Here is a 16654-nt window from a genome sequence, read left to right as displayed (position 1 = left end):
CGGCAGCCATGCGGGTGTTGAGGCGCGGCCATGAGCATTGACCAGCGCCTCGCCGAACTCGGCATCACCCTTCCTCAGCCAGCTGCCCCGGTCGCGTCCTACGTGCCTGCGGTCGAACAGGGCGGATTGCTCCACATTTCCGGCCAGATCAGCTTTGCCGAGGACGGCAGCCTGATCAAAGGCCGGCTGGGGAAGACGTGGATCTCGACGGCGGGATCGCTGCCGCGCGCCGGTGTGGAGTGATGCTCCTCGCTCAGATGAAGGCTGCGCTGGGCTCGCTCGACCGGGTCGAGCGGGTCGTGAAGCTTGGCGTGTTCGTCAACAGCACGCCCGCGTTCACTGGCCAGCCGAAGGTCGCGAATGGGGCATCAGAACTGATGCAGGATGTCTTCGGCGAGGCAGGCCGGCACGCTCGCAGCGCCGTTGGCGTTGCCGCTTTGCCGCTCGGTGTAGCGGTCGAGGTGGATGCGATCGTCGCGGTCAGGACCTGACCCGCTCGATCCAGGCCCGAAGGGGTTCGCGCACCGGGGCCTCCACTACGGAGCCGGCTTTCCCGAGAACAGCCTTCTGGCATTCGCGGCCGCAATGGAGATTGGCGCCGGGATCGAGTGCGATCTGCGGCTGACGGCTGACGACCGGATCGTCGTCTTCCACGACTCGAATGCCTGGCGGATGTGTTCCAGCCCCGTGGTCATCGGCGAAACACCCTTCGCGGAGTTGAATCGGCTGCGGGTCGGTGACGGACCTATCCCGACTTTGGAAAGCCTGCTGACGCTGATCGACGGCCGCGTCCCGCTCCTGCTGGAGGTTAAGGTCGAGCAGAACATCTGGCGTTGGATTCCCGCCTTGAAGGAGGCGCTGAAACAGTATCGCGGCCCGCATGGCGTGATGAGCTTCGATCCCAGGATCTCGCGCCTCCTCAAGACCAACCACCCACGCGTTCGTCGCGGGCTCGTCGTTCGCGACAAGCTGACGTCGACGAAACGCCGGCTGGCGATGTGCTTGGCCGATCCCCATTTCCTGGCCGTGGACCGATTGGCTCTTGAACGCCCGTGGGTGGCCGAGGCGCGGCAACGTTTGCCGGTCTATTTATGGACGATTCGGGGACCGCAGCAGCGCGCGGCAGCGCAGGTTCATGCGGACGCGCTTATTTGGGAAGCCGATGGCCGACCGTGAATCCGAAGTCGTTGCGAAGCTCGCCTCCGGCGTCAGCGGGCTAAACCAGGCGGCATGGGACCGGATCGTGGGCAACGACCCGTTCCTAAGCCATGCCTTCCTGGCAGCTCTCGAGATTTCTGGGAGCGTGGGCAAGGGCACCGGCTGGACCCCGCGACTCTCCTCGTCGAGGATTCGGAATCGCACCTGATTTCCGCTGCTCCCGCATATTTGAAGACGCACAGCCAGGGCGAATATGTGTTCGATCACGCCTGGGCAGATGCTTTCGAACGGGCCGGCGGATCCTATTTTCCGAAGTTGCAGGTTTGCGTCCCATTCACGCCCGTTCCAGGCCCGCGCCTGCTGGGAAAGCAGCCGCAGCATCTGCTTGCCGCTGTCGAAGCCGTGGCCGTCCAGAACGAGATCTCGTCGGCGCACATCACCTTTATCGACGATGCGGGAGCCGCGGAATGTGAGCGGCGCGGCTGGCTCATCCGCGAGGGTGTGCAGTATCACTGGTTCAATCGCGGCTACGCCGATTTCGACGCGTTCCTCGGTGCGCTGACCAGCCGCAAGCGGAAGGCCATTCGCAAGGAGCGCGAGGCTGCCAGCCAGGGCGTGGAGATTCGGGCCCTGAGGGGAGCCGAGATTGGTCCGGCGGAGTGGGACGCCATGTGGCGGTTCTACCAGGACACGGGTTCGCGAAAGTGGGGCCACCCTTACCTGACGCGAAGATTTTTCGACCTGATCGCCGAACGAATGGGCGACGCTCTGCTGCTTTTCCTTGCGTTGCGAGACGACGAGCCGATCGCCGGCGCTCTCAACCTCGTCGGGTCCGACACCCTGTACGGCCGCTACTGGGGAACGACCGAGGAAGCCCCGTTCCTCCACTTCGAGCTTTGCTATTACCAAGCAATCGAATGGGCGATCGCGAACGGGCTCGACAGCGTCCAGGCCGGCGCACAGGGCGAACACAAGCTCGCCCGCGGCTATGAGCCCGTAATCACCAGGTCGGCGCACTTTATCGTCGATCCCGGCTTCCGCCATGCAATCGAACGGTTCCTGGAAGAAGAACGTCGCGCGGTGGCCGCGGAGGTCGAATGGCTGAAGCGCGCTTTGCCTTACAAGTCCTCGTCGGCGTAGATCGCCACGCTCCGCTGTTCACCATCGGCGACCCCCGATACATGGCCCGAGTCGTGAATCCCCAGGCGCATTCGCCCGATGGCGCGACGGCGATCAAGCCGCCGAGTCCGCCAAGATCCTTGATGTCCTGCAGCGTGCCGTCGAGCGCCTCCTGCAAGGATTGGCCCGCCAACCGCACCCGCTCGCTCAACTGGTGCCCAGCGACGGCACGAATGAAATATTCACCTGAGCCAGTGGCTGATACGGCCGCAGACCGGTCGTCGGCGTAGGTTCCTGCTCCGATCAGCGGCGAGTCTCCGATCCGGCCCCACTGCTTGGCGGTCAGCCCACCGGTGGAGGTTGCGGCAGCGACATGACCTTGCTCGTCCACGGCGACCGCTCCGACCGTGCCGTATTTCACGTCGGCATCGAACCCGCCCTTGGCAAGGAGCTCGTCCAGCTGGCGCCGGCGCTCGGCGGTGACGAACCAGCTGTTCTCGACCTGCTCCATCCCCGTTTCGCGAGCCAGGCGGTCTGCGCCGTCGTACGAGAGGAAGACGTGCGGACCCCGTTCCATCAGCGTGCGCGCAAGGCTGATCGGAGCGCGAGTCGTGCGCAGGCCTGCGACCGCGCCAGCCCGGCGATTGCTGCCGTCCATGATCGCCGCGTCGAGCTCCACCAGTCCTTCCGCGTTGAGGGTGCTGCCGCGGCCGGCATTGAAGCATGGATCATCTTCGAGAACGCGGACAGCAGCTTCGACCGCATCGACCGCGCTGCCGCCGGCAGTGAGGATCTCCGCGCCTGCGTCGAGCGCCTCCCTAAGTCCCTTGCGGGCGCGCTCCTCGTGATCCTCATCGCCGTGGTCGGGCCGCATCGCGCCGGCACCGCCATGAATTACAAGCTTCCACCTAGACATCGCGCCAGCGCCTAGCGAGGCGCACCGGCAATTGCGAGCCGCTTGACTCCAACAGCAGTAGCGATATTATTGTGATATCACTTTTTGCCAAGGAGGCATTCGTGTCTACAGGGGACATCGTTGCACTGAATTCGAGCCGGGAGCGCGGGGCAGCGACCTCCAGCGGCTATCCGATGCTGGTTCTGCTACTCGTGTTGACCGCGCTGACCATTTGGGGCGTGATTCGGCTGGTCGGCGACGTGTTCGGCCCGCTGACGGCCGTAGCAATTCTCGCAGGGCCGCTGCTGTTCATCTTCGTGGCCTGCGGTTTCTACATGCTGCAGCCGAACCAGGCGGCGGCGATCACCTTGTTCGGCGATTACCAGGGAACCGACCGGGCAACCGGCCTCCGCTGGGTGCTGCCGTGGATGATGCGCAAGAAGGTTGCGGTCCGCGCCAACAACTTCATTTCCGACAAGATCAAGGTCAACGACCTGCGCGGCAATCCGATCGAGATGGCAGCACAGATCGTCTGGCGCGTGGTTGATACGGCGCAGGCCCTGTTCGATGTTGACGATTATCGCGCGTTCGTCACGGTCCAGGTGGAGGCCGCGATCCGGACCATCGGCTCTCGCTATCCTTACGACGATTTCGAGCATCTCGAAGTCACGTTGCGCGGCAATCACGACGAAGTCGGGGTCGAACTTCGCAAGGAACTGATCGCGCGCCTGGCGGTCGCCGGAATCACGGTCGACGAGTGCGGCTTCACCCACCTTGCCTATGCGCAGGAGATCGCGGGCGCGATGCTCCGCCGCCAGCAGGCACAGGCGGTGGTCGCCGCCCGCAAGACCCTGGTCGAGGGTGCGGTCGGCATGGTGGAGATGGCGCTGGCCGCCTTGTCGGAGAAGGATGTCGTCCACCTCGACGACGAGCGCCGGGCGGCGATGGTGTCCAACCTGATGGTCGTCCTATGCGGCGAGCGGGATACCCAGCCCGTCGTGAATACCGGAACGCTCTACACATAGGCTTGTCATGGCTGGTGGCGGCGAGCGAAAAGCGTACCCCTTGCGGGTCGATCCGGACCTTTGGTCCGCAGTAGAGCGCTGCGCCGCCGCCGACCTGCGCAGCGTCAACAGCCAGGTCGAATGTCTGTTGCGGGAAGCCCTGAAGGCGCGAGGCGTGAAGCTCGATCCGCCCCAGCCCGTGAAACGCGGGCGGCCGAAGAAGGAAGACGGAAATGCTTGAAAGCACGATCATTGCCCTGGCCGCCGTGACGGCTGCCTTGACCGCGCCGGGGCCGAAGGGGCCGCTAGCCGGAACCTTCCTCGATGCTGGCAAGAGCGCGCCAGTCGTCCTGATCATCCCCGGCTCCGGCCCCACCGACCGCGACGGCAACAACCCGCTTGGCGTGACCGCTGCGCCCTACAAGATGCTTGCCGAGGCGCTAGCCGAGAGAGGGGTGTCGACCTTGCGCGCGGACAAGCGCGGAATGTTCGGAAGCAAGGACGCAGTGGCGGACGCGAACGACGTCCGGATCGCGGATTACGTCACCGACGCCCGTTCGTGGATTGACACCCTGAAGACCAGGACGGGGGCTTCCTGCGTCTGGCTCCTCGGTCATAGCGAAGGCGGCCTGATCGCGCTGGAAGCAGCGCAGGATCGCACGAGCATCTGCGGCGTCATCCTGATCGCGGCGCCTGGCCGAAAGCTTGGCGAAGTCATGCGTGACCAGCTGAAGGCCAGCCCGAACACGCTCCTGGAGCCAGCGCTTGCGGCTCTTGGCGAACTCGAGGCGGGCCGGGCGGTCGATGCGACCAAGCTTCCCACGCCGCTGGCCACTCTATTCAATCCGAAGGTTCAGCCGTTCCTGACCGACCTACTGGCCAAGGATCCAGCGCGTCTTGCTGGGGCGTCGCAACGCCAATGCTCATCATCCAGGGCGGTCGCGACATTCAGGTTACGGAGAGAGATGCGAAGGCCCTTCATGCAGCCAACCCGAAGTCGCAATTGCTGGTCATTCCGACGATGAACCATGTCCTCAAGGATGTCGCCAACGACGACCGCGTGTCCAACCTTGCGACCTACTCCGATCCGACGCTTCCGGTCGACGCGGAGCTCGTGACGGCCATTGCCGCCACCGCCACGCCAAAGGCTCGGTGAGTGGCGGACTGGTTCGCACCGAAGCGGTATGGGCTCGGCTCCGGCAAGCCCATTAGCTGGCAGGGGTGGGCCGTCAGCATCATCTACATGCTGCTCGTCCTGGCCGCATGCCTGGTCCTCCAGCAAAGCCTGCTCGCCTTCCTCGCAATTTTCGTTCCAGCGACCTTGGCGTTCCTGATCATCTGCGCGCGCACCACGCGCGGTGGGTGGCAATGGCGCTGGGGAAAGGACGACTAGCCGACGGAAAGGTCGTGCTGCTGGTTGAGCAGCCGCCATTCGTCGAGGTCGGCGTGCATGGCTCGCGCTGCTTCCTCAACCAGATCGCCCACGCGGGACAGGTTGCTCGAATTGCGTGTGAGGCGATCGGCGATCTGCTCAAGGACGCGGGCAGTTTGCTCCGAACGGACGGCGCTGCCGACGTAATCGCCCTGAACCCGGATGCCGAAGATCGCGGTCCCGATTGCGGGCAAGCCAGCCGACAGAAGCGTGAACCAGTTGCTGTTCGCTTTCACCCAATGCGGCGCAAAGGCAAAGCCCAGGAGTAATACGACGCAGCCGAGTAGAGCAGTCGTGAACAAGGTCAGGCCAACAATTTCCAGCCGGTGATCCAGCCGCTCCGCCAGATTCGCCACGGACTTGTTGTATGCGACCTGTGGGGCAAGCTCGTGCTCGGCGATGGTCGAGGCCATGGCCTTCAGCCGGTCACCGTCGATCGCGCCCGACGGACATCCCATGCCGCGCCAGACCACGGCCGCATACCAATCCACCCATCGGCCGAAGGTCGGGTTCGCGGCTGTCCCCGGAGGGTCGGGCGCAGCCAGGCCTAGAAGCTTGAGGCTGCGCATTGGGCGCAGGCGCTCGGCCAGTTGGCGATAGTCGAGCCAGCGGCGATGCCACTGCCGGCGAACGCCGATCTGGGTGTTGAGCAGGATCGCAAGGATGGCAGCGAACTCCGCCACCGCGAGAATCTTCTTGGCGTCCGGAAGAACCAGCGTGGTCAGCGCGAGCAGAACCGCAAAAGCGGCAAGTACAAAGTTGAAGACGTGGCCGCTGCGATAGGATTGTGCGTAATCGCTGGCGAGGGTGTCGGCCCATTCGTACCAGGACTGAAGGCTCGCAATCGGCGTCGTAACAGCGGCGACCTTGTGACACGCATCGCAGTAGGTTTGCCATTCCTCATGCGTCCGAACGGCGCCGATTTCCGGCCGCCAGTGGTGCCGCCGCAGGCGCGCGACGCCCGTTGCGGCGAGCAGCAGGGGATATTCGATGCGGGTCCGGAGCTTCCTTCGGCACTCCCCCTGGAACATGTGGATGAACTCGCGCTCGCGCTCGTCCGGGGGCGGGGACAGCACCGCGGTGAGGACTGCGCCAAGCTCCTCCTCGCCGAAGGTGCGGACGTTCGCCTGGTCTTCCGCATGAGTGACGACCGCCGGGTCGAAGGCGCTCCAGCGAATTTTCAGTTCATCCGACGCTGCGACGGGAACATGAATGGTTGGCGTAGCGCGGTCGTGGGCCAGTCGTACGACCTCCCCGTTCCGCCCCGCCCACGAGGCGGAAGCCCGTCCCAGACCGCGATCAGCAAGTCGCAGTGAGCGACCGTCGCTCTTCCAGCCATGACGTAGCTTTCGAGGTGATGGTCGCTTTCGCCGGACAACTCGAGGACGCAGGTTGCGCGGGATAGAAGCGCATCGAACCGGACACGCCCGTCTTCGTCCGACATGTCGGTGCGATATCGCTCGCGATCGAAGGGGAGAACCGCGTGAAGCTCAAACCCTAGCCGAAGCGCAATCTCCGCGGCGATCTGGTCCGCCCGTCGGCCAGCGGCGAAACGAACAGCAGCCTCGGCGGCGCATCAGAAAAGAACGACTGGTTCGCCTCTCGAACTGCGGCGGCTTGTTCCGTCAGCGCTTTCAGAACCGTCGCAAGACGATCGTGGAGCGTGAGCAGAGAGTCGGCCGGAAGCGCATCCTTGCGATGCCCGGTCACCCCGACGGCGAGCACGAACGGCAGGGCCGGGGGCATTCGCGGCCCGGCCCATCGTTCAACGCGCGAGCCAAACGATCGCGACGATGGCAACGATTGCGATCGTCGCGACGCCAACAACGGCCGTGCTGGTGAAGCTCGTTACGGAGCGCGTGTTTCCGCCATTCTTCAAATCCGGATCGTACATGAATGGCGGATGATGGCCGTTAGCGTCGTCGTACGGCTTACCATCAAATCTGAGCGCGTACTTCAGATTGCAGGCCGACTTATTCAGATCGCGAACAGTTAGCAGATTGTTGGAGGAGGATGAGGGCGGACTTTTCAGGTCGAACTCTCCGGCGTCACCAGCTGCCGTTGGGCAATTGGGATCAAAGTCCACCCAAAATGCATCCGCCGGCGCCGGGTAGAACTTGAGTCCTAGATTGGTTTCGTCGCGGAAATGAAATTTGATGTCCGTCGGCGGCGTGCCTTCTGCGACGTCGATCTTTCCTGTCTTGGTGGGTCCGCCCGCGAAATTCCAGTCGTAATCGAATTGAACTGTTCCCGTCGCGTCCTTGAAGGCTTTGACCCGAACTTGAATGTCTGGGCTTGAATTCGTTTTGACCTTGGATGCTTCTGCGAGTTGGGTCGCCATTTCGTGTTCCCCTATTAGTTAACCATCCTCCGGTACCCGATAGACTGTAATTTGGCTCTGAGCGGACGAGCCTCAGCCAGACGGCCGAGATTCACAAGCAGCTCTGCCTGAAGAGCCAAGTTGGTCGGTTCATTGGCCTGCTTTGGCCATTTCTGCAAAGCTGAGAGCCACGCGGTTTGAGCGCCGGCGCGATCACCCTTTCGCGCTCTGACGTCTCCAATCAGCTTGAGGGCCTGAGCGACCTGCAAAGCAATTTCGACCGGCTCGCCTCGCCGCCGTGATCGAGCTGCATCAAGCGCTCGATTGGCTAAGTCGAGCGCTTCCTCCTCCGCTCCGCCAGCGAGGGATACTTGCGACCTCTTCATCAAACAATTGACGGCCAGGGATCGCCATTCAGCGACTTCGCTTCGTTCACCCGTCAGACGGCTGGCGCGATCGCACGCAGCTCTCGTTTGCGCTGCGGCTTCGTTCACTCGACCGGATTGCAGCAGCGTCGAGGCATAATCGAGCTGAGCACCTGCCGCCCATTGCAGCCAGTCCATGTTACCGGGCTCAGTCGGCAAAAGTTCGTCCGCAACAGCGACTGCTTTCCTTTGGTGCTCTAGCGCTTCGGGCAAAGAACCGTGGATCCCCAGCCATCGTCCCAGGGCCCTGTGGGCGGAGATCGCGCGCTCACGAATGCCCGCATCGGCCGGGTTCTTCAGTATCATTTGATCGATGGTCGCAACTTGGCGTTCTCGTTTGGCGATAGCTTCATCGAGGCGACCCTCAGAGAATTGAGAATCAGCCAGCCATGCCAAAGACTCGACCAATCCCTTCTGATAATCGAGGTTCGTGGGATCGCTGGCTGCGAGCGTCTCCGCAGTTTCTAAAGAACGTTGGAGGATCGCCGAAGCCTCTGGGTAACGTCGTTGCTCCATCAGGAGAGCCCCAGGGCTGTCGTCGAGTATTTGACCTCCAGCTTCCACTTCGGATTGTCGGGGTCCGCGGCGACCATCGCGTCAGCGAGCCGTTTGTATTCGCGCATTGACGCTTCCGCTTCCGGCATCAGCCCACGCTGATGCGCGACTTCGCCGACCCAGAAGACATTCTGCGCATGATCGAACAACCGCTGCGGATTGTCTGGTTCGCGACGAAGGGCCTCCGCGGTGCTCGCATAGGCCTCACGATAGAGATTCAGCGCGCGGCCGAGGTCGCCCCGGGTGTTAGCGATCTCGCCCATCAGCGTCAGGGCCTTCGATCGCTGCGTGAGGCTCTGGTCGGAAAGCTCGCTCTTGTCCTGGCTTTGGTAATAGGCAAGCGCGCGAGCCCCGACGGCATCGAGGGTATCGAGGCGTCCCAGTGGCTCCAGCTTGGTCCGCAAGTCGCCGAGCATGAAGCCGACCAGGCTCTCGGCCTCGCGCCGTTGGTCGCGGGCAATGTCGCGCGACTGAAGCGCGAAGATCGCCAGGCTGGTGGTCACCACCATGCCCGCAAGCGATGCGGCGGCCAGGATGGCCAGTCGGCGCTGCCTTCGGACCGTCTCCCGCTGAACGAGATCGTCCAGGCCGACTCCGAGCATTCCGGCGACCAGCTTGAGCAGGCCGAGGCGCTTGCCGTCTCGGTCATCGCGGAGGTCGGTGCACAGCGGCTCCGCCCGCCTGGGAGTCGGCCGGCCGCGGCGGTCGTACTGCACGCGTAGGGCGTGTGGCAGGCATTCCTCGGACTCTCGCCCGGGCAGGTCGCTAGCGAACGGTTCACCGTCGACGATGGCAGCGAGAACGGCTCCGTCGGGCCGAAGCCGCTTGAACGTGTCGATCTCCGCATTGGTCCAACGCGACTTGGCCGCGGCGGGCGAGCAAAGGACGATCAGGAACCGGGATGCCGCAAGCGCTTCGCGAATCTCCGCTCCCAGGTCGGAGGACGCCGCCAGCTCCTTTCGATCGCGAAAAATGGGCGTGAGGCGCTTCGGGACGATGCCGTGCGGGGTCAGCCGGCCGGCAATCGATGAAGGCACCCTGAACTTTTCGAGGGAGTCATGGAGCCATTCGCCCCAACCGGAATCGGTGTGGCTGTAACTCAGGAAGGCGAAGTAGACGGGGGAAGGAAGAGTCGCTGGCCGGTCGCGCCCGGCATCGGTCCGGTCACGTTCCTTACGCAGCAACTGGGCAACTTCGGCCATCCGCTGCCCCCGCGATTCCTGTTAACCCTGTTAACACAACAGCATAAGAGTCGCGATTGTCTTTGGATAACCGCATCCGGCTTTGCCGGAAGGGCGGCAGGCCCTATATCGCTGCCCATGTCTTCTGTTCGCCCCTGGCGGGATATCGTGCGGCGCAAGTCGCGTCAGATCATGGTCGGCTCGGTGCCGGTGGGCGGGGATGCGCCAGTCACCGTGCAGACAATGACCAACACACCGACTGAAGATGCGCGCGCGACCATCGACCAGATCCGCCGCTGCGAAGAGGCTGGCGTCGACATCATTCGCGTGTCCTGCCCGACCGCCGAAGCAACCGCCTCTCTGAGGGAGATCGTGCGCGCGGCCAACGTGCCGATCGTCGCCGACATCCACTTCCACTACAAGCGCGCGCTCGAAGCGGCCGATGCAGGCGCCGCTTGCCTGCGGATCAATCCCGGCAACATCGGGTCGGAAGACCGGGTCAAGGAAGTGATTTCCGCGGCGCGGGCGAATGGCTGCGCGATCCGCATCGGCGTCAACGCCGGGAGCCTCGAGAAGGACCTGCTCGAAAAGTATGGCGAGCCGTGCCCGGAAGCTCTGGTCGAGAGCGCGCTCGACCATATCCGCATCCTCGAGGACCATGGATTTCGCGACTACAAGGTCGCAGTCAAGGCGTCGGACGTGTTCCTTGCGGTCGCCGCCTATCACGCGCTCGCTGATGCGGTGGATTGCCCGCTCCACCTCGGCATCACCGAGGCCGGCGGCTTGATCGGTGGGACGGTCAAGAGTTCGATCGGCATCGGCTCGCTCCTTTGGGCGGGGATCGGCGACACGATCCGCGTCTCGCTCTCGGCGGAGCCGGAAGAGGAAGTGCGCGTCGGATACGAAATCCTGAAGGCGCTCGGCATCCGCAATCGCGGTGTCCGGGTCGTGTCCTGCCCCAGCTGTGCACGCCAGGGCTTCGACGTGATCCGCACGGTGCAGACGCTGGAAGAGCGGCTGCAGCACATCCGTACTCCAATGTCGCTCTCCGTACTCGGTTGCGTCGTCAACGGTCCCGGTGAAGCGCGCGAGACCGACATCGGGATCACCGGTGGGGGTCAAGGCAAGCACATGGTCTATCTGTCCGGCGTCACCGACCATCACGTGCGCGACGAGGACATGGTCGATCACATCGTCAGGCTGGTGGAAGCCAAGGCCGCCGAGATCGAAGCAGCGGCCGCTGCAGAGCAGACTCTCGACGCCGCCGAATAGCGGCCTTTAACCTTTATTCACCTTGTCGGCGCAGTCTTGCGCCATGGCGAAGCTGTTGCTGATCATCATGGCATTGGGCGCGTTGATCGACGGTCTGTCGTCGACTCAGTCCGAGCCGCCGCTGCTGATCGACGCTTCACAGCCAAACTCACCGGCACTCGACGCCAACGACTGATCCGCTAAGTCCGGCGCGTGAACCGCGTCGCCCAGCATCCTGTCCAGGCTTTTGCCGCAGCGCTTGCGGCAGTCGGAATCCTATCGGTCATGGATGCCGTGATGAAGGCGCTGGTGCTGGCCATCGGCATTTATGCGGTCAGCATATGGCGATCGCTGGCCGGACTGATCCTTGCGGGGGCGCTTTACCTTCCGCGAAGATTGCCGTGGCCGAGCACTGCAACCCTGAAGATCCACGTGTTCCGCGGCGTGATCGTGACCGCGATGGCCTTCCTGTTTTTCTGGGGGATCGGCCGGGTTCCGCTGGCGCAGGCAATCGCGCTGACCTTTATTGCTCCGCTGATCGCGATGATGCTCGCCGCGCTGTTCCTGCACGAAAAGATCGGCCGGAAGTCGATCGGAGGATCGGTCATCGCATTCGGCGGCGTCCTGGTCATCGTGCTGGGGCAGGCGCGCGCGGAGCTTGGCCCGGAGGTCCTGCTCGGCACCGCGGCCATCATCGGCTCGGCACTCTGCTATGCCGGCAACATCGTCCTGATGCGACACCAGGCGCTCGCCGCAAAGCCGCTTGAGATCACTTTCTTCCAGTCGCTGACCATCGCCGTGCTGTGGGCGATGGTGCTGCCTTTTGCCGGAATTCCTCATCTTCCGTCGCCAACCTGGGGAGCTTGGGTGGTCGTGGCGGCTGCGATGTCCACGGCCGGGGCCTTGCTGTTTGCGTGGGGCTATGCGCGGGCGGAGGCGAGCTACCTCGCGGCGACCGAATATAGTGCGTTCATCTGGGCAAGCGCTCTCGGCTGGCTGGTCTTTTCGGAGCCGGTGTCCTTCTACACGATTGCTGGCGCCGCGCTGATCGTCGGCGGTTGTATCGTTGCGGCGCGGAGCAAGCTCAAGGCTCCCGGCGAGGTCGAAGTCGCGACCTAAGAGCCGAGCGCGTTGATGGTGAACGCCAGCACGCCAAGGTTGAAGACGAAGGCCGCCATGCAATGGCCGACGACCACGCGCCGGATTGCGGGCGAGTTGATGTCGCAGTCCGAGGTCTGGAACGTCATCCCCAGCGTGAAAGCGAAATAGACGAAGTCCCAGTAGTCAGGCTCCTTCGTGTCCGGGAACTTGATCCCTCCCGCGTCGCCGCGGCCCTTCTCGTTCGGCAGGTAGTACATGTGCGCATAGTGGAACGCGTAGACCATGTTCCCGAACAGCCAGGCGATGATCAAGGTCGCGACGATTAGTGCGACGTCTAGCACTTTGGCTGCCTCGCTTCCGGCAATCACGGCGCCGACGGCGACAAGAATAACGGTCGTTACGGTGACACTGATGCCTAGCAGCAAGCCGCGATTAACGTCGTTTTCCTTGGACTGCTTGCGCATCTGTCCGCTGTCGTCGTTCAGCAGGGGCACGCAGGAAACCAGGAAGACCAGGGCCGCAATGTCGAAGCCGCTCATGATTCCTTTGAGCGGGTGCCACAGCCAGGTCATGAGTGCGCATCCCGCAATCAGCAGGACGACGAACGCCGTGAATCGGGCGGGTGCGAACTTGCTCATGACTGGCCTCCCCCGTTGATGGTAGCCTCACCAACGCGCGGGCGCTAACGACTTTGCGATGGCGTGGTTCTGGCTCATCGTCGGCGGACTTTTCGAAGTGGGGTTCACCACGTCGCTGCGCTTTGTCGACGGGTTTCGCAACTTGCCCTGGACGCTCGCTTTTCTGGCCTCCGTCGCGATCAGCATGGGGCTGCTGGAGCTTGCGTCGCGCTCGATCCCGATGGGCACGGCCTATGCCGTCTGGGGCGGAATCGGCGCTGTGGGGACGGTTATCGTCGGCATCCTCTGGTTCGGCGAGCCGGCGGCCACAATCCGCATCTTGCTGATCTTCGCAATTGTTGCAGCGATTGCGGGCTTGAAGCTCACCGCCTAAGTCCCGCCGAATATGACGACGACGCCCCAACCCGTTCGCGGGACCCAGAGCCTGCTCGGTGAAGACGCCGACCGCTTCCATGCGGTGGTCGACGGCTTCGATCGCGTGCGCCGCCTGTTCGGGTTCAAGCGGGTGGAAGTGCCGGTCATCGAGCCGACCGCCGTCTTCGCGCGGACGATTGGGGAGACGACCGACGTCGTTTCCAAGGAAATGTACACGTTCGAGGATCGCGGCGGCGAGCTGATTACGCTGCGGCCCGAGTTCACGGCGGGCATCTGTCGCGCGTATCTCAGCGAGGGCTGGCAGCAGTTCGCGCCGCTGAAGCTCGCGACGCACGGCCCCGCCTTCCGCTACGAACGCCCGCAGAAGGGCCGCTTCCGCCAGTTCCACCAGCTCGACGCCGAGATCATCGGAGCGGGCGAAGCTGCGGCGGACGTTGAGATCCTTTCCCTGGGCGCCCTGCTGCTGCGCGAGCTGGGCATCGACGAAGGCGTGACGCTACAGCTCAACACGCTCGGCGACGCGGAAACCCGTGACGCTTGGCGCGCCGCTTTGGTCGAACATTTCGAGGCGCATCGCGGGTCTCTCTCGGAGGACAGCCTGACCCGTCTGGAGCGCAATCCGCTCCGCATCCTCGACACCAAGGATCCGAAGGAGCGGCCGATCGCCGACTCCGCGCCGTCGATCGACGATTACCTGACAAGCGAGGCGGCGGACTTCTTCGCGCAGGTCACCGCCGGACTTGATGCCGCGGGCGTGAAGTGGACGCGCAATTCACGGCTGGTTCGCGGCCTGGATTATTACCGCCACACCGCGTTCGAGTTCGTCACCGATAGGCTCGGCTCGCAGGGCACGGTCCTCGCTGGGGGCCGCTACGATGGCCTGGTCGAATCCCTTGGTGGACCTCACACTCCGGCCATTGGCTGGGCTGCCGGAATCGAACGGCTCGGCATGATGATCGATGCGCCGGCGCCGGAGTGCACGACGGTGGCCGTTGTCCCTTGGGTGAGAAGGCGGAAGCCGCTGCGCTCGGCATCGTTGCCGGCCTTCGTCGCGAAGGGGTCGCCGCCGACATGGCCTATCGCGGCAACATGAAGAAGCGGCTCAGTCGGGCGAATGCATCCGGCGCGAAGTATGCCCTCATCCTGGGGACAATGAACTTGAGAGCGGCGAGGCGCAGTTGAAGGACCTGACCACGGGCGAGCAACGTGCCGTCTCGCTCGACCTCATCGGGGACGCAATCCGCCAATGACCCAGATTTCGTCGGAACGTATCGCGTCGATCGAGGCGAAAAAGCAGGAGCTTGCCGATGCCATGGCGGCCGGCGACCTTGCGCCGGACGATTTCGTGCGCCTGTCCAAGGAATATGCGCAGATCGAGCCGGTCGCCGCGGCCGCGCGCGAGGTTCGTCGTCTCCGCGCCGAGCTCGACGTCCTGAACGGGATGGTTGCCGATCCGACAGCCGAAGCGGAGCTGAAGGAAATGGCAGCGCTCGAGGCCGACGAGATCCGGCACAAGTTGCCGGAAGCGGAACGGGCACTGGCGATCAAGCTACTGCCGCGGGACTCGGCGGATGAGCGTGCGGCGATGCTCGAAGTGCGTGCTGGAACCGGCGGCGACGAGGCGGCGCTGTTCGCGGGCGACCTCCTGCGCATGTACCAGCGTTTCGCCGAAGCGCAGGGTTGGCGGTTCGAATTGATCTCGGCCAGTGCATCCGATGTCGGCGGCTACAAGGAAGCCGTGGCCTCCATCAGCGGTCCGGGTGTCTTCGCGCGCCTCAAGTTCGAAAGCGGCGTGCACCGCGTCCAGCGTGTGCCGGCGACGGAGAGTGGCGGGCGCATTCACACTTCGGCGGCGACCGTGGCCGTGCTCCCGGAGGCCGAGGATGTCGACGTGCAGATCGACGACAAGGATCTCCGCATCGACGTCTATCGCTCGTCCGGGCCGGGCGGACAGTCGGTCAACACCACCGACAGCGCGGTGCGTATTACACACCTTCCGACTGGACTGGTCGTTATCCAGCAAGACGAAAAGTCGCAGCACAAGAACAAGGCGAAGGCGCTAAAGGTGCTGCGGACACGCCTTTTCGAACTGGAACGAGAGCGGCTCGCCAGCGAGCGTGCGGGCGCGCGCAAATCGATGGTCGGTTCGGGCGACCGTTCGGAGCGCATCCGCACATACAATTTCCCGCAGGGACGGGTGACGGATCACCGCATCAACTTGACCCTGCACAAGCTGCCGGAAATCCTGGAGGGCCCGGCGCTTGGCGAGATGCTAAACGCACTGGTCGCGGAGGACGAGGCGGAGAGGCTCGCCGGCCTCGAGGAAGCGTGACCACAATTCTCCGCGCGCTTGGCCGGGCGACAAATGAGCTCGTCGTCAGCAGCGACACGCCCCGCCTCGACGCCGAACTGCTGATGGCAGAAGCGCTTCACATCGACCGCGACAAGCTGATCTTGTCGCCGCCGCAACGCGATGCGCCGGACCGCTTCTTCGAAATGGTCGAGCGGCGCAAGCTTGGCGAGCCGGTCGCCTACATCACCGGCCGCCGCGCGTTCTGGAACATCGAGCTGCACGTCGGCCCAGGCGTCCTGATCCCTCGCCCAGACAGCGAAGTACTGATCGCATCGGCGCTTGAGCATTTTGAGGGAACCGAGGGCCCGAAACGGATCCTCGATCTTGGTACGGGACCGGGACATTGTTGCTGGCTGCGCTCGACCTCTGGCCGGCAGCCACGGGTCTGGGCGTCGACACGTCCCGGCAGGCGATGTCCTACGCTGCGGCCAATGCCCGGCGGCTCGATCTCGAATCGCGGGTGAAATTCAAGCTTGGCGACTGGGCAGAGGGAATCGATGAAGCGTTCGACCTGGTTCTCTGCAACCCGCCCTATGTTGCCAAGGATGCGGAGCTCGGACCGGGGTCCGAGAGTTCGAGCCGGACGAGGCGCTATTCGCCGGCGCGGATGGGCTCGATGCCTATCGCGTCCTTGCTCCCGAATTGCCCCGCCTACTCAGTCCCGGCGGAATGGCTGCGGTGGAGATCGGGTACGATCAGGCCGAGCCGGTCACCGCTCTATTGGCTCGTGATGGTCTTTCCTCGCGCGTGGTCAATGACTTGGCCGGTCGGCCCGCGCGGTGTTGCTAACCTGGGGCAGCTAACAAATCGCTTGGAATTCGGCCCGACACTGACTACATCTTCCCTC

Annotated in this window: 19 protein-coding genes and 4 pseudogenes; 15 read left to right on the top strand and 8 right to left on the bottom strand. The window is 63.9% G+C overall.

Going from position 1 to position 16654, the window contains the following annotated elements; genetic code table 11:
• Positions 1 to 30 precede the first annotated feature (30 nt).
• The 3 genes and pseudogenes from H9L15_RS05810 to H9L15_RS05800 form a co-directional block, all read left to right on the top strand.
• Positions 31 to 491, top strand: a pseudogene (locus H9L15_RS05810) (RidA family protein).
• Positions 466 to 1176: a glycerophosphodiester phosphodiesterase family protein gene (locus tag H9L15_RS05805; RefSeq protein WP_187715492.1), complete on the top strand. Its 711-nt coding sequence runs from the start codon at positions 466 to 468 to the stop codon at positions 1174 to 1176. The pseudogene H9L15_RS05810 and the gene H9L15_RS05805 overlap by 26 nt, the downstream one beginning before the upstream one ends.
• A pseudogene (locus H9L15_RS05800) lies at positions 1163 to 2283 on the top strand (GNAT family N-acetyltransferase); the annotation flags it as partial. The gene H9L15_RS05805 and the pseudogene H9L15_RS05800, both read left to right, overlap by 14 nt.
• On the opposite strand, the gene H9L15_RS05795 reads toward H9L15_RS05800, so the two are convergent.
• Complete coding sequence (locus tag H9L15_RS05795) at positions 2177 to 3151, bottom strand: isoaspartyl peptidase/L-asparaginase family protein (RefSeq protein WP_317617595.1); 975 nt, start codon at positions 3149 to 3151, stop codon at positions 2177 to 2179. The pseudogene H9L15_RS05800 and the gene H9L15_RS05795 overlap by 107 nt on opposite strands.
• Before the next feature lie 143 nt (positions 3152 to 3294).
• Between H9L15_RS05795 and H9L15_RS05790 the strand changes: the two genes are divergently transcribed.
• From H9L15_RS05790 to H9L15_RS05775, 5 genes are read left to right on the top strand one after another with little or no spacing between them, the layout of a single operon-like run.
• Entirely contained in the window at positions 3295 to 4197 is a 903-nt protein-coding gene (locus H9L15_RS05790; RefSeq protein ID WP_398286745.1) for an SPFH domain-containing protein, read from the top strand.
• A gap of 7 nt (positions 4198 to 4204) precedes the next feature.
• Entirely contained in the window at positions 4205 to 4417 is a 213-nt protein-coding gene (locus H9L15_RS05785) for a toxin-antitoxin system HicB family antitoxin (protein WP_187715491.1), read from the top strand.
• Positions 4410 to 5201: an alpha/beta hydrolase gene (locus tag H9L15_RS05780; protein ID WP_223276546.1), complete on the top strand. Its 792-nt coding sequence runs from the start codon at positions 4410 to 4412 to the stop codon at positions 5199 to 5201. The genes H9L15_RS05785 and H9L15_RS05780 overlap by 8 nt, the downstream gene beginning before the upstream one ends.
• Complete coding sequence (locus H9L15_RS18655) at positions 5198 to 5332, top strand: hypothetical protein (RefSeq protein ID WP_262984929.1); 135 nt, start codon at positions 5198 to 5200, stop codon at positions 5330 to 5332. Before H9L15_RS05780 ends, H9L15_RS18655 begins: the two co-directional genes overlap by 4 nt.
• Entirely contained in the window at positions 5333 to 5569 is a 237-nt protein-coding gene (locus tag H9L15_RS05775; RefSeq protein ID WP_187715490.1) for a hypothetical protein, read from the top strand. It begins immediately after the preceding gene.
• On the opposite strand, the gene H9L15_RS05770 is transcribed toward H9L15_RS05775, so the two are convergent.
• The 6 genes from H9L15_RS05770 to H9L15_RS05745 form a co-directional block, all read right to left on the bottom strand.
• On the bottom strand, positions 5566 to 6684 hold the full coding sequence (locus H9L15_RS05770) for a DUF4231 domain-containing protein (protein ID WP_187715489.1): 1119 nt from the start codon (positions 6682 to 6684) through the stop codon (positions 5566 to 5568). The genes H9L15_RS05775 and H9L15_RS05770 overlap by 4 nt on opposite strands.
• A 104-nt stretch (positions 6685 to 6788) precedes the next feature.
• Entirely contained in the window at positions 6789 to 7052 is a 264-nt protein-coding gene (locus H9L15_RS05765) for a hypothetical protein (protein WP_187715488.1), read from the bottom strand.
• Between the two features lie 53 nt (positions 7053 to 7105).
• A complete protein-coding gene (locus tag H9L15_RS05760) occupies positions 7106 to 7354 on the bottom strand; it encodes a hypothetical protein (protein WP_187715487.1) in 249 nt (82 codons plus the stop codon).
• Between the two features lie 19 nt (positions 7355 to 7373).
• The gene (locus H9L15_RS05755; protein ID WP_187715486.1) at positions 7374 to 7949 is read right to left on the bottom strand and encodes a hypothetical protein; all 576 of its coding nucleotides are present in this window, start codon (positions 7947 to 7949) and stop codon (positions 7374 to 7376) included.
• Between the two features lie 14 nt (positions 7950 to 7963).
• Complete coding sequence (locus H9L15_RS05750) at positions 7964 to 8869, bottom strand: tetratricopeptide repeat protein (protein ID WP_187715485.1); 906 nt, start codon at positions 8867 to 8869, stop codon at positions 7964 to 7966.
• Entirely contained in the window at positions 8869 to 10110 is a 1242-nt protein-coding gene (locus H9L15_RS05745; RefSeq protein ID WP_187715484.1) for a TIR domain-containing protein, read from the bottom strand. The genes H9L15_RS05750 and H9L15_RS05745 overlap by 1 nt, the downstream gene beginning before the upstream one ends.
• 117 nt (positions 10111 to 10227) lie before the next feature.
• On the opposite strand from H9L15_RS05745, the gene ispG reads away from it, so the two are divergent.
• Genes ispG through H9L15_RS05735 form a run of 3 tightly spaced genes read left to right on the top strand, consistent with a single transcriptional unit; the run spans position 10228 to position 12459 of the window.
• Positions 10228 to 11361, top strand: a complete 1134-nt coding sequence (gene ispG / locus H9L15_RS05740) for a flavodoxin-dependent (E)-4-hydroxy-3-methylbut-2-enyl-diphosphate synthase (protein WP_187715483.1) — start codon at positions 10228 to 10230, stop codon at positions 11359 to 11361.
• A 43-nt stretch (positions 11362 to 11404) separates the two neighbouring features.
• Entirely contained in the window at positions 11405 to 11536 is a 132-nt protein-coding gene (locus H9L15_RS18650) for a hypothetical protein (protein WP_262984928.1), read from the top strand.
• A gap of 17 nt (positions 11537 to 11553) precedes the next feature.
• A complete protein-coding gene (locus tag H9L15_RS05735; RefSeq protein ID WP_223276545.1) occupies positions 11554 to 12459 on the top strand; it encodes a DMT family transporter in 906 nt (301 codons plus the stop codon).
• Here H9L15_RS05735 and H9L15_RS05730 read toward each other — a convergent pair.
• Complete coding sequence (locus H9L15_RS05730; RefSeq protein ID WP_187715482.1) at positions 12456 to 13079, bottom strand: DUF1345 domain-containing protein; 624 nt, start codon at positions 13077 to 13079, stop codon at positions 12456 to 12458. The two genes, H9L15_RS05735 and H9L15_RS05730, sit on opposite strands and share 4 nt — an antisense overlap.
• A 58-nt stretch (positions 13080 to 13137) precedes the next feature.
• On the opposite strand from H9L15_RS05730, the gene H9L15_RS05725 reads away from it, so the two are divergent.
• The 4 genes and pseudogenes from H9L15_RS05725 to prmC all read left to right on the top strand — a co-directional run bounded on the left by H9L15_RS05725 (position 13138) and on the right by prmC (position 16596).
• Positions 13138 to 13452, top strand: a complete 315-nt coding sequence (locus H9L15_RS05725; protein ID WP_187715481.1) for a DMT family transporter — start codon at positions 13138 to 13140, stop codon at positions 13450 to 13452.
• 12 nt (positions 13453 to 13464) lie between these two features.
• A pseudogene (gene hisS, locus H9L15_RS05720) lies at positions 13465 to 14704 on the top strand (histidine--tRNA ligase).
• Positions 14701 to 15786: a peptide chain release factor 1 gene (gene prfA, locus H9L15_RS05715; protein WP_187715480.1), complete on the top strand. Its 1086-nt coding sequence runs from the start codon at positions 14701 to 14703 to the stop codon at positions 15784 to 15786. Before hisS ends, prfA begins: the two are co-directional and overlap by 4 nt.
• Before the next feature lie 5 nt (positions 15787 to 15791).
• Positions 15792 to 16596 (top strand): annotated as a pseudogene (gene prmC, locus H9L15_RS20220) (peptide chain release factor N(5)-glutamine methyltransferase).
• Positions 16597 to 16654: the final 58 nt, after the last annotated feature.

Origin of the sequence: Sphingomonas daechungensis (assembly GCF_014489495.1) — a bacterium.
GTDB lineage: Bacteria > Pseudomonadota > Alphaproteobacteria > Sphingomonadales > Sphingomonadaceae > Sphingomicrobium > Sphingomicrobium daechungense.
The sequence above is the reverse complement of the archived record's forward strand: the minus strand, read 5'-3'. Positions and strand labels throughout refer to the sequence as shown.

What these genes read in the sequence shown, in the direction of transcription:
- H9L15_RS05805 (WP_187715492.1), top strand. Translation starts at nt 466, where the DNA reads ATGCGATCGTCGCGGTCAGGACCTGACCCGCTCGATCCAGGCCCGAAG.
- H9L15_RS05795 (WP_317617595.1), bottom strand. Translation starts at nt 3,151, where the DNA reads ATGCGGCCCGACCACGGCGATGAGGATCACGAGGAGCGCGCCCGCAAG.
- H9L15_RS05785 (WP_187715491.1), top strand. Translation starts at nt 4,205, where the DNA reads ATGGCTGGTGGCGGCGAGCGAAAAGCGTACCCCTTGCGGGTCGATCCG.
- H9L15_RS05780 (WP_223276546.1), top strand. Translation starts at nt 4,410, where the DNA reads ATGCTTGAAAGCACGATCATTGCCCTGGCCGCCGTGACGGCTGCCTTG.
- H9L15_RS18655 (WP_262984929.1), top strand. Translation starts at nt 5,198, where the DNA reads ATGAACCATGTCCTCAAGGATGTCGCCAACGACGACCGCGTGTCCAAC.
- H9L15_RS05765 (WP_187715488.1), bottom strand. Translation starts at nt 7,052, where the DNA reads ATGTCGGACGAAGACGGGCGTGTCCGGTTCGATGCGCTTCTATCCCGC.
- H9L15_RS05760 (WP_187715487.1), bottom strand. Translation starts at nt 7,354, where the DNA reads ATGCCCCCGGCCCTGCCGTTCGTGCTCGCCGTCGGGGTGACCGGGCAT.
- H9L15_RS05755 (WP_187715486.1), bottom strand. Translation starts at nt 7,949, where the DNA reads ATGGCGACCCAACTCGCAGAAGCATCCAAGGTCAAAACGAATTCAAGC.
- H9L15_RS05750 (WP_187715485.1), bottom strand. Translation starts at nt 8,869, where the DNA reads ATGGAGCAACGACGTTACCCAGAGGCTTCGGCGATCCTCCAACGTTCT.
- H9L15_RS05745 (WP_187715484.1), bottom strand. Translation starts at nt 10,110, where the DNA reads ATGGCCGAAGTTGCCCAGTTGCTGCGTAAGGAACGTGACCGGACCGAT.
- ispG (WP_187715483.1), top strand. Translation starts at nt 10,228, where the DNA reads ATGTCTTCTGTTCGCCCCTGGCGGGATATCGTGCGGCGCAAGTCGCGT.
- H9L15_RS18650 (WP_262984928.1), top strand. Translation starts at nt 11,405, where the DNA reads ATGGCGAAGCTGTTGCTGATCATCATGGCATTGGGCGCGTTGATCGAC.
- H9L15_RS05730 (WP_187715482.1), bottom strand. Translation starts at nt 13,079, where the DNA reads ATGAGCAAGTTCGCACCCGCCCGATTCACGGCGTTCGTCGTCCTGCTG.
- H9L15_RS05725 (WP_187715481.1), top strand. Translation starts at nt 13,138, where the DNA reads ATGGCGTGGTTCTGGCTCATCGTCGGCGGACTTTTCGAAGTGGGGTTC.
- prfA (WP_187715480.1), top strand. Translation starts at nt 14,701, where the DNA reads ATGACCCAGATTTCGTCGGAACGTATCGCGTCGATCGAGGCGAAAAAG.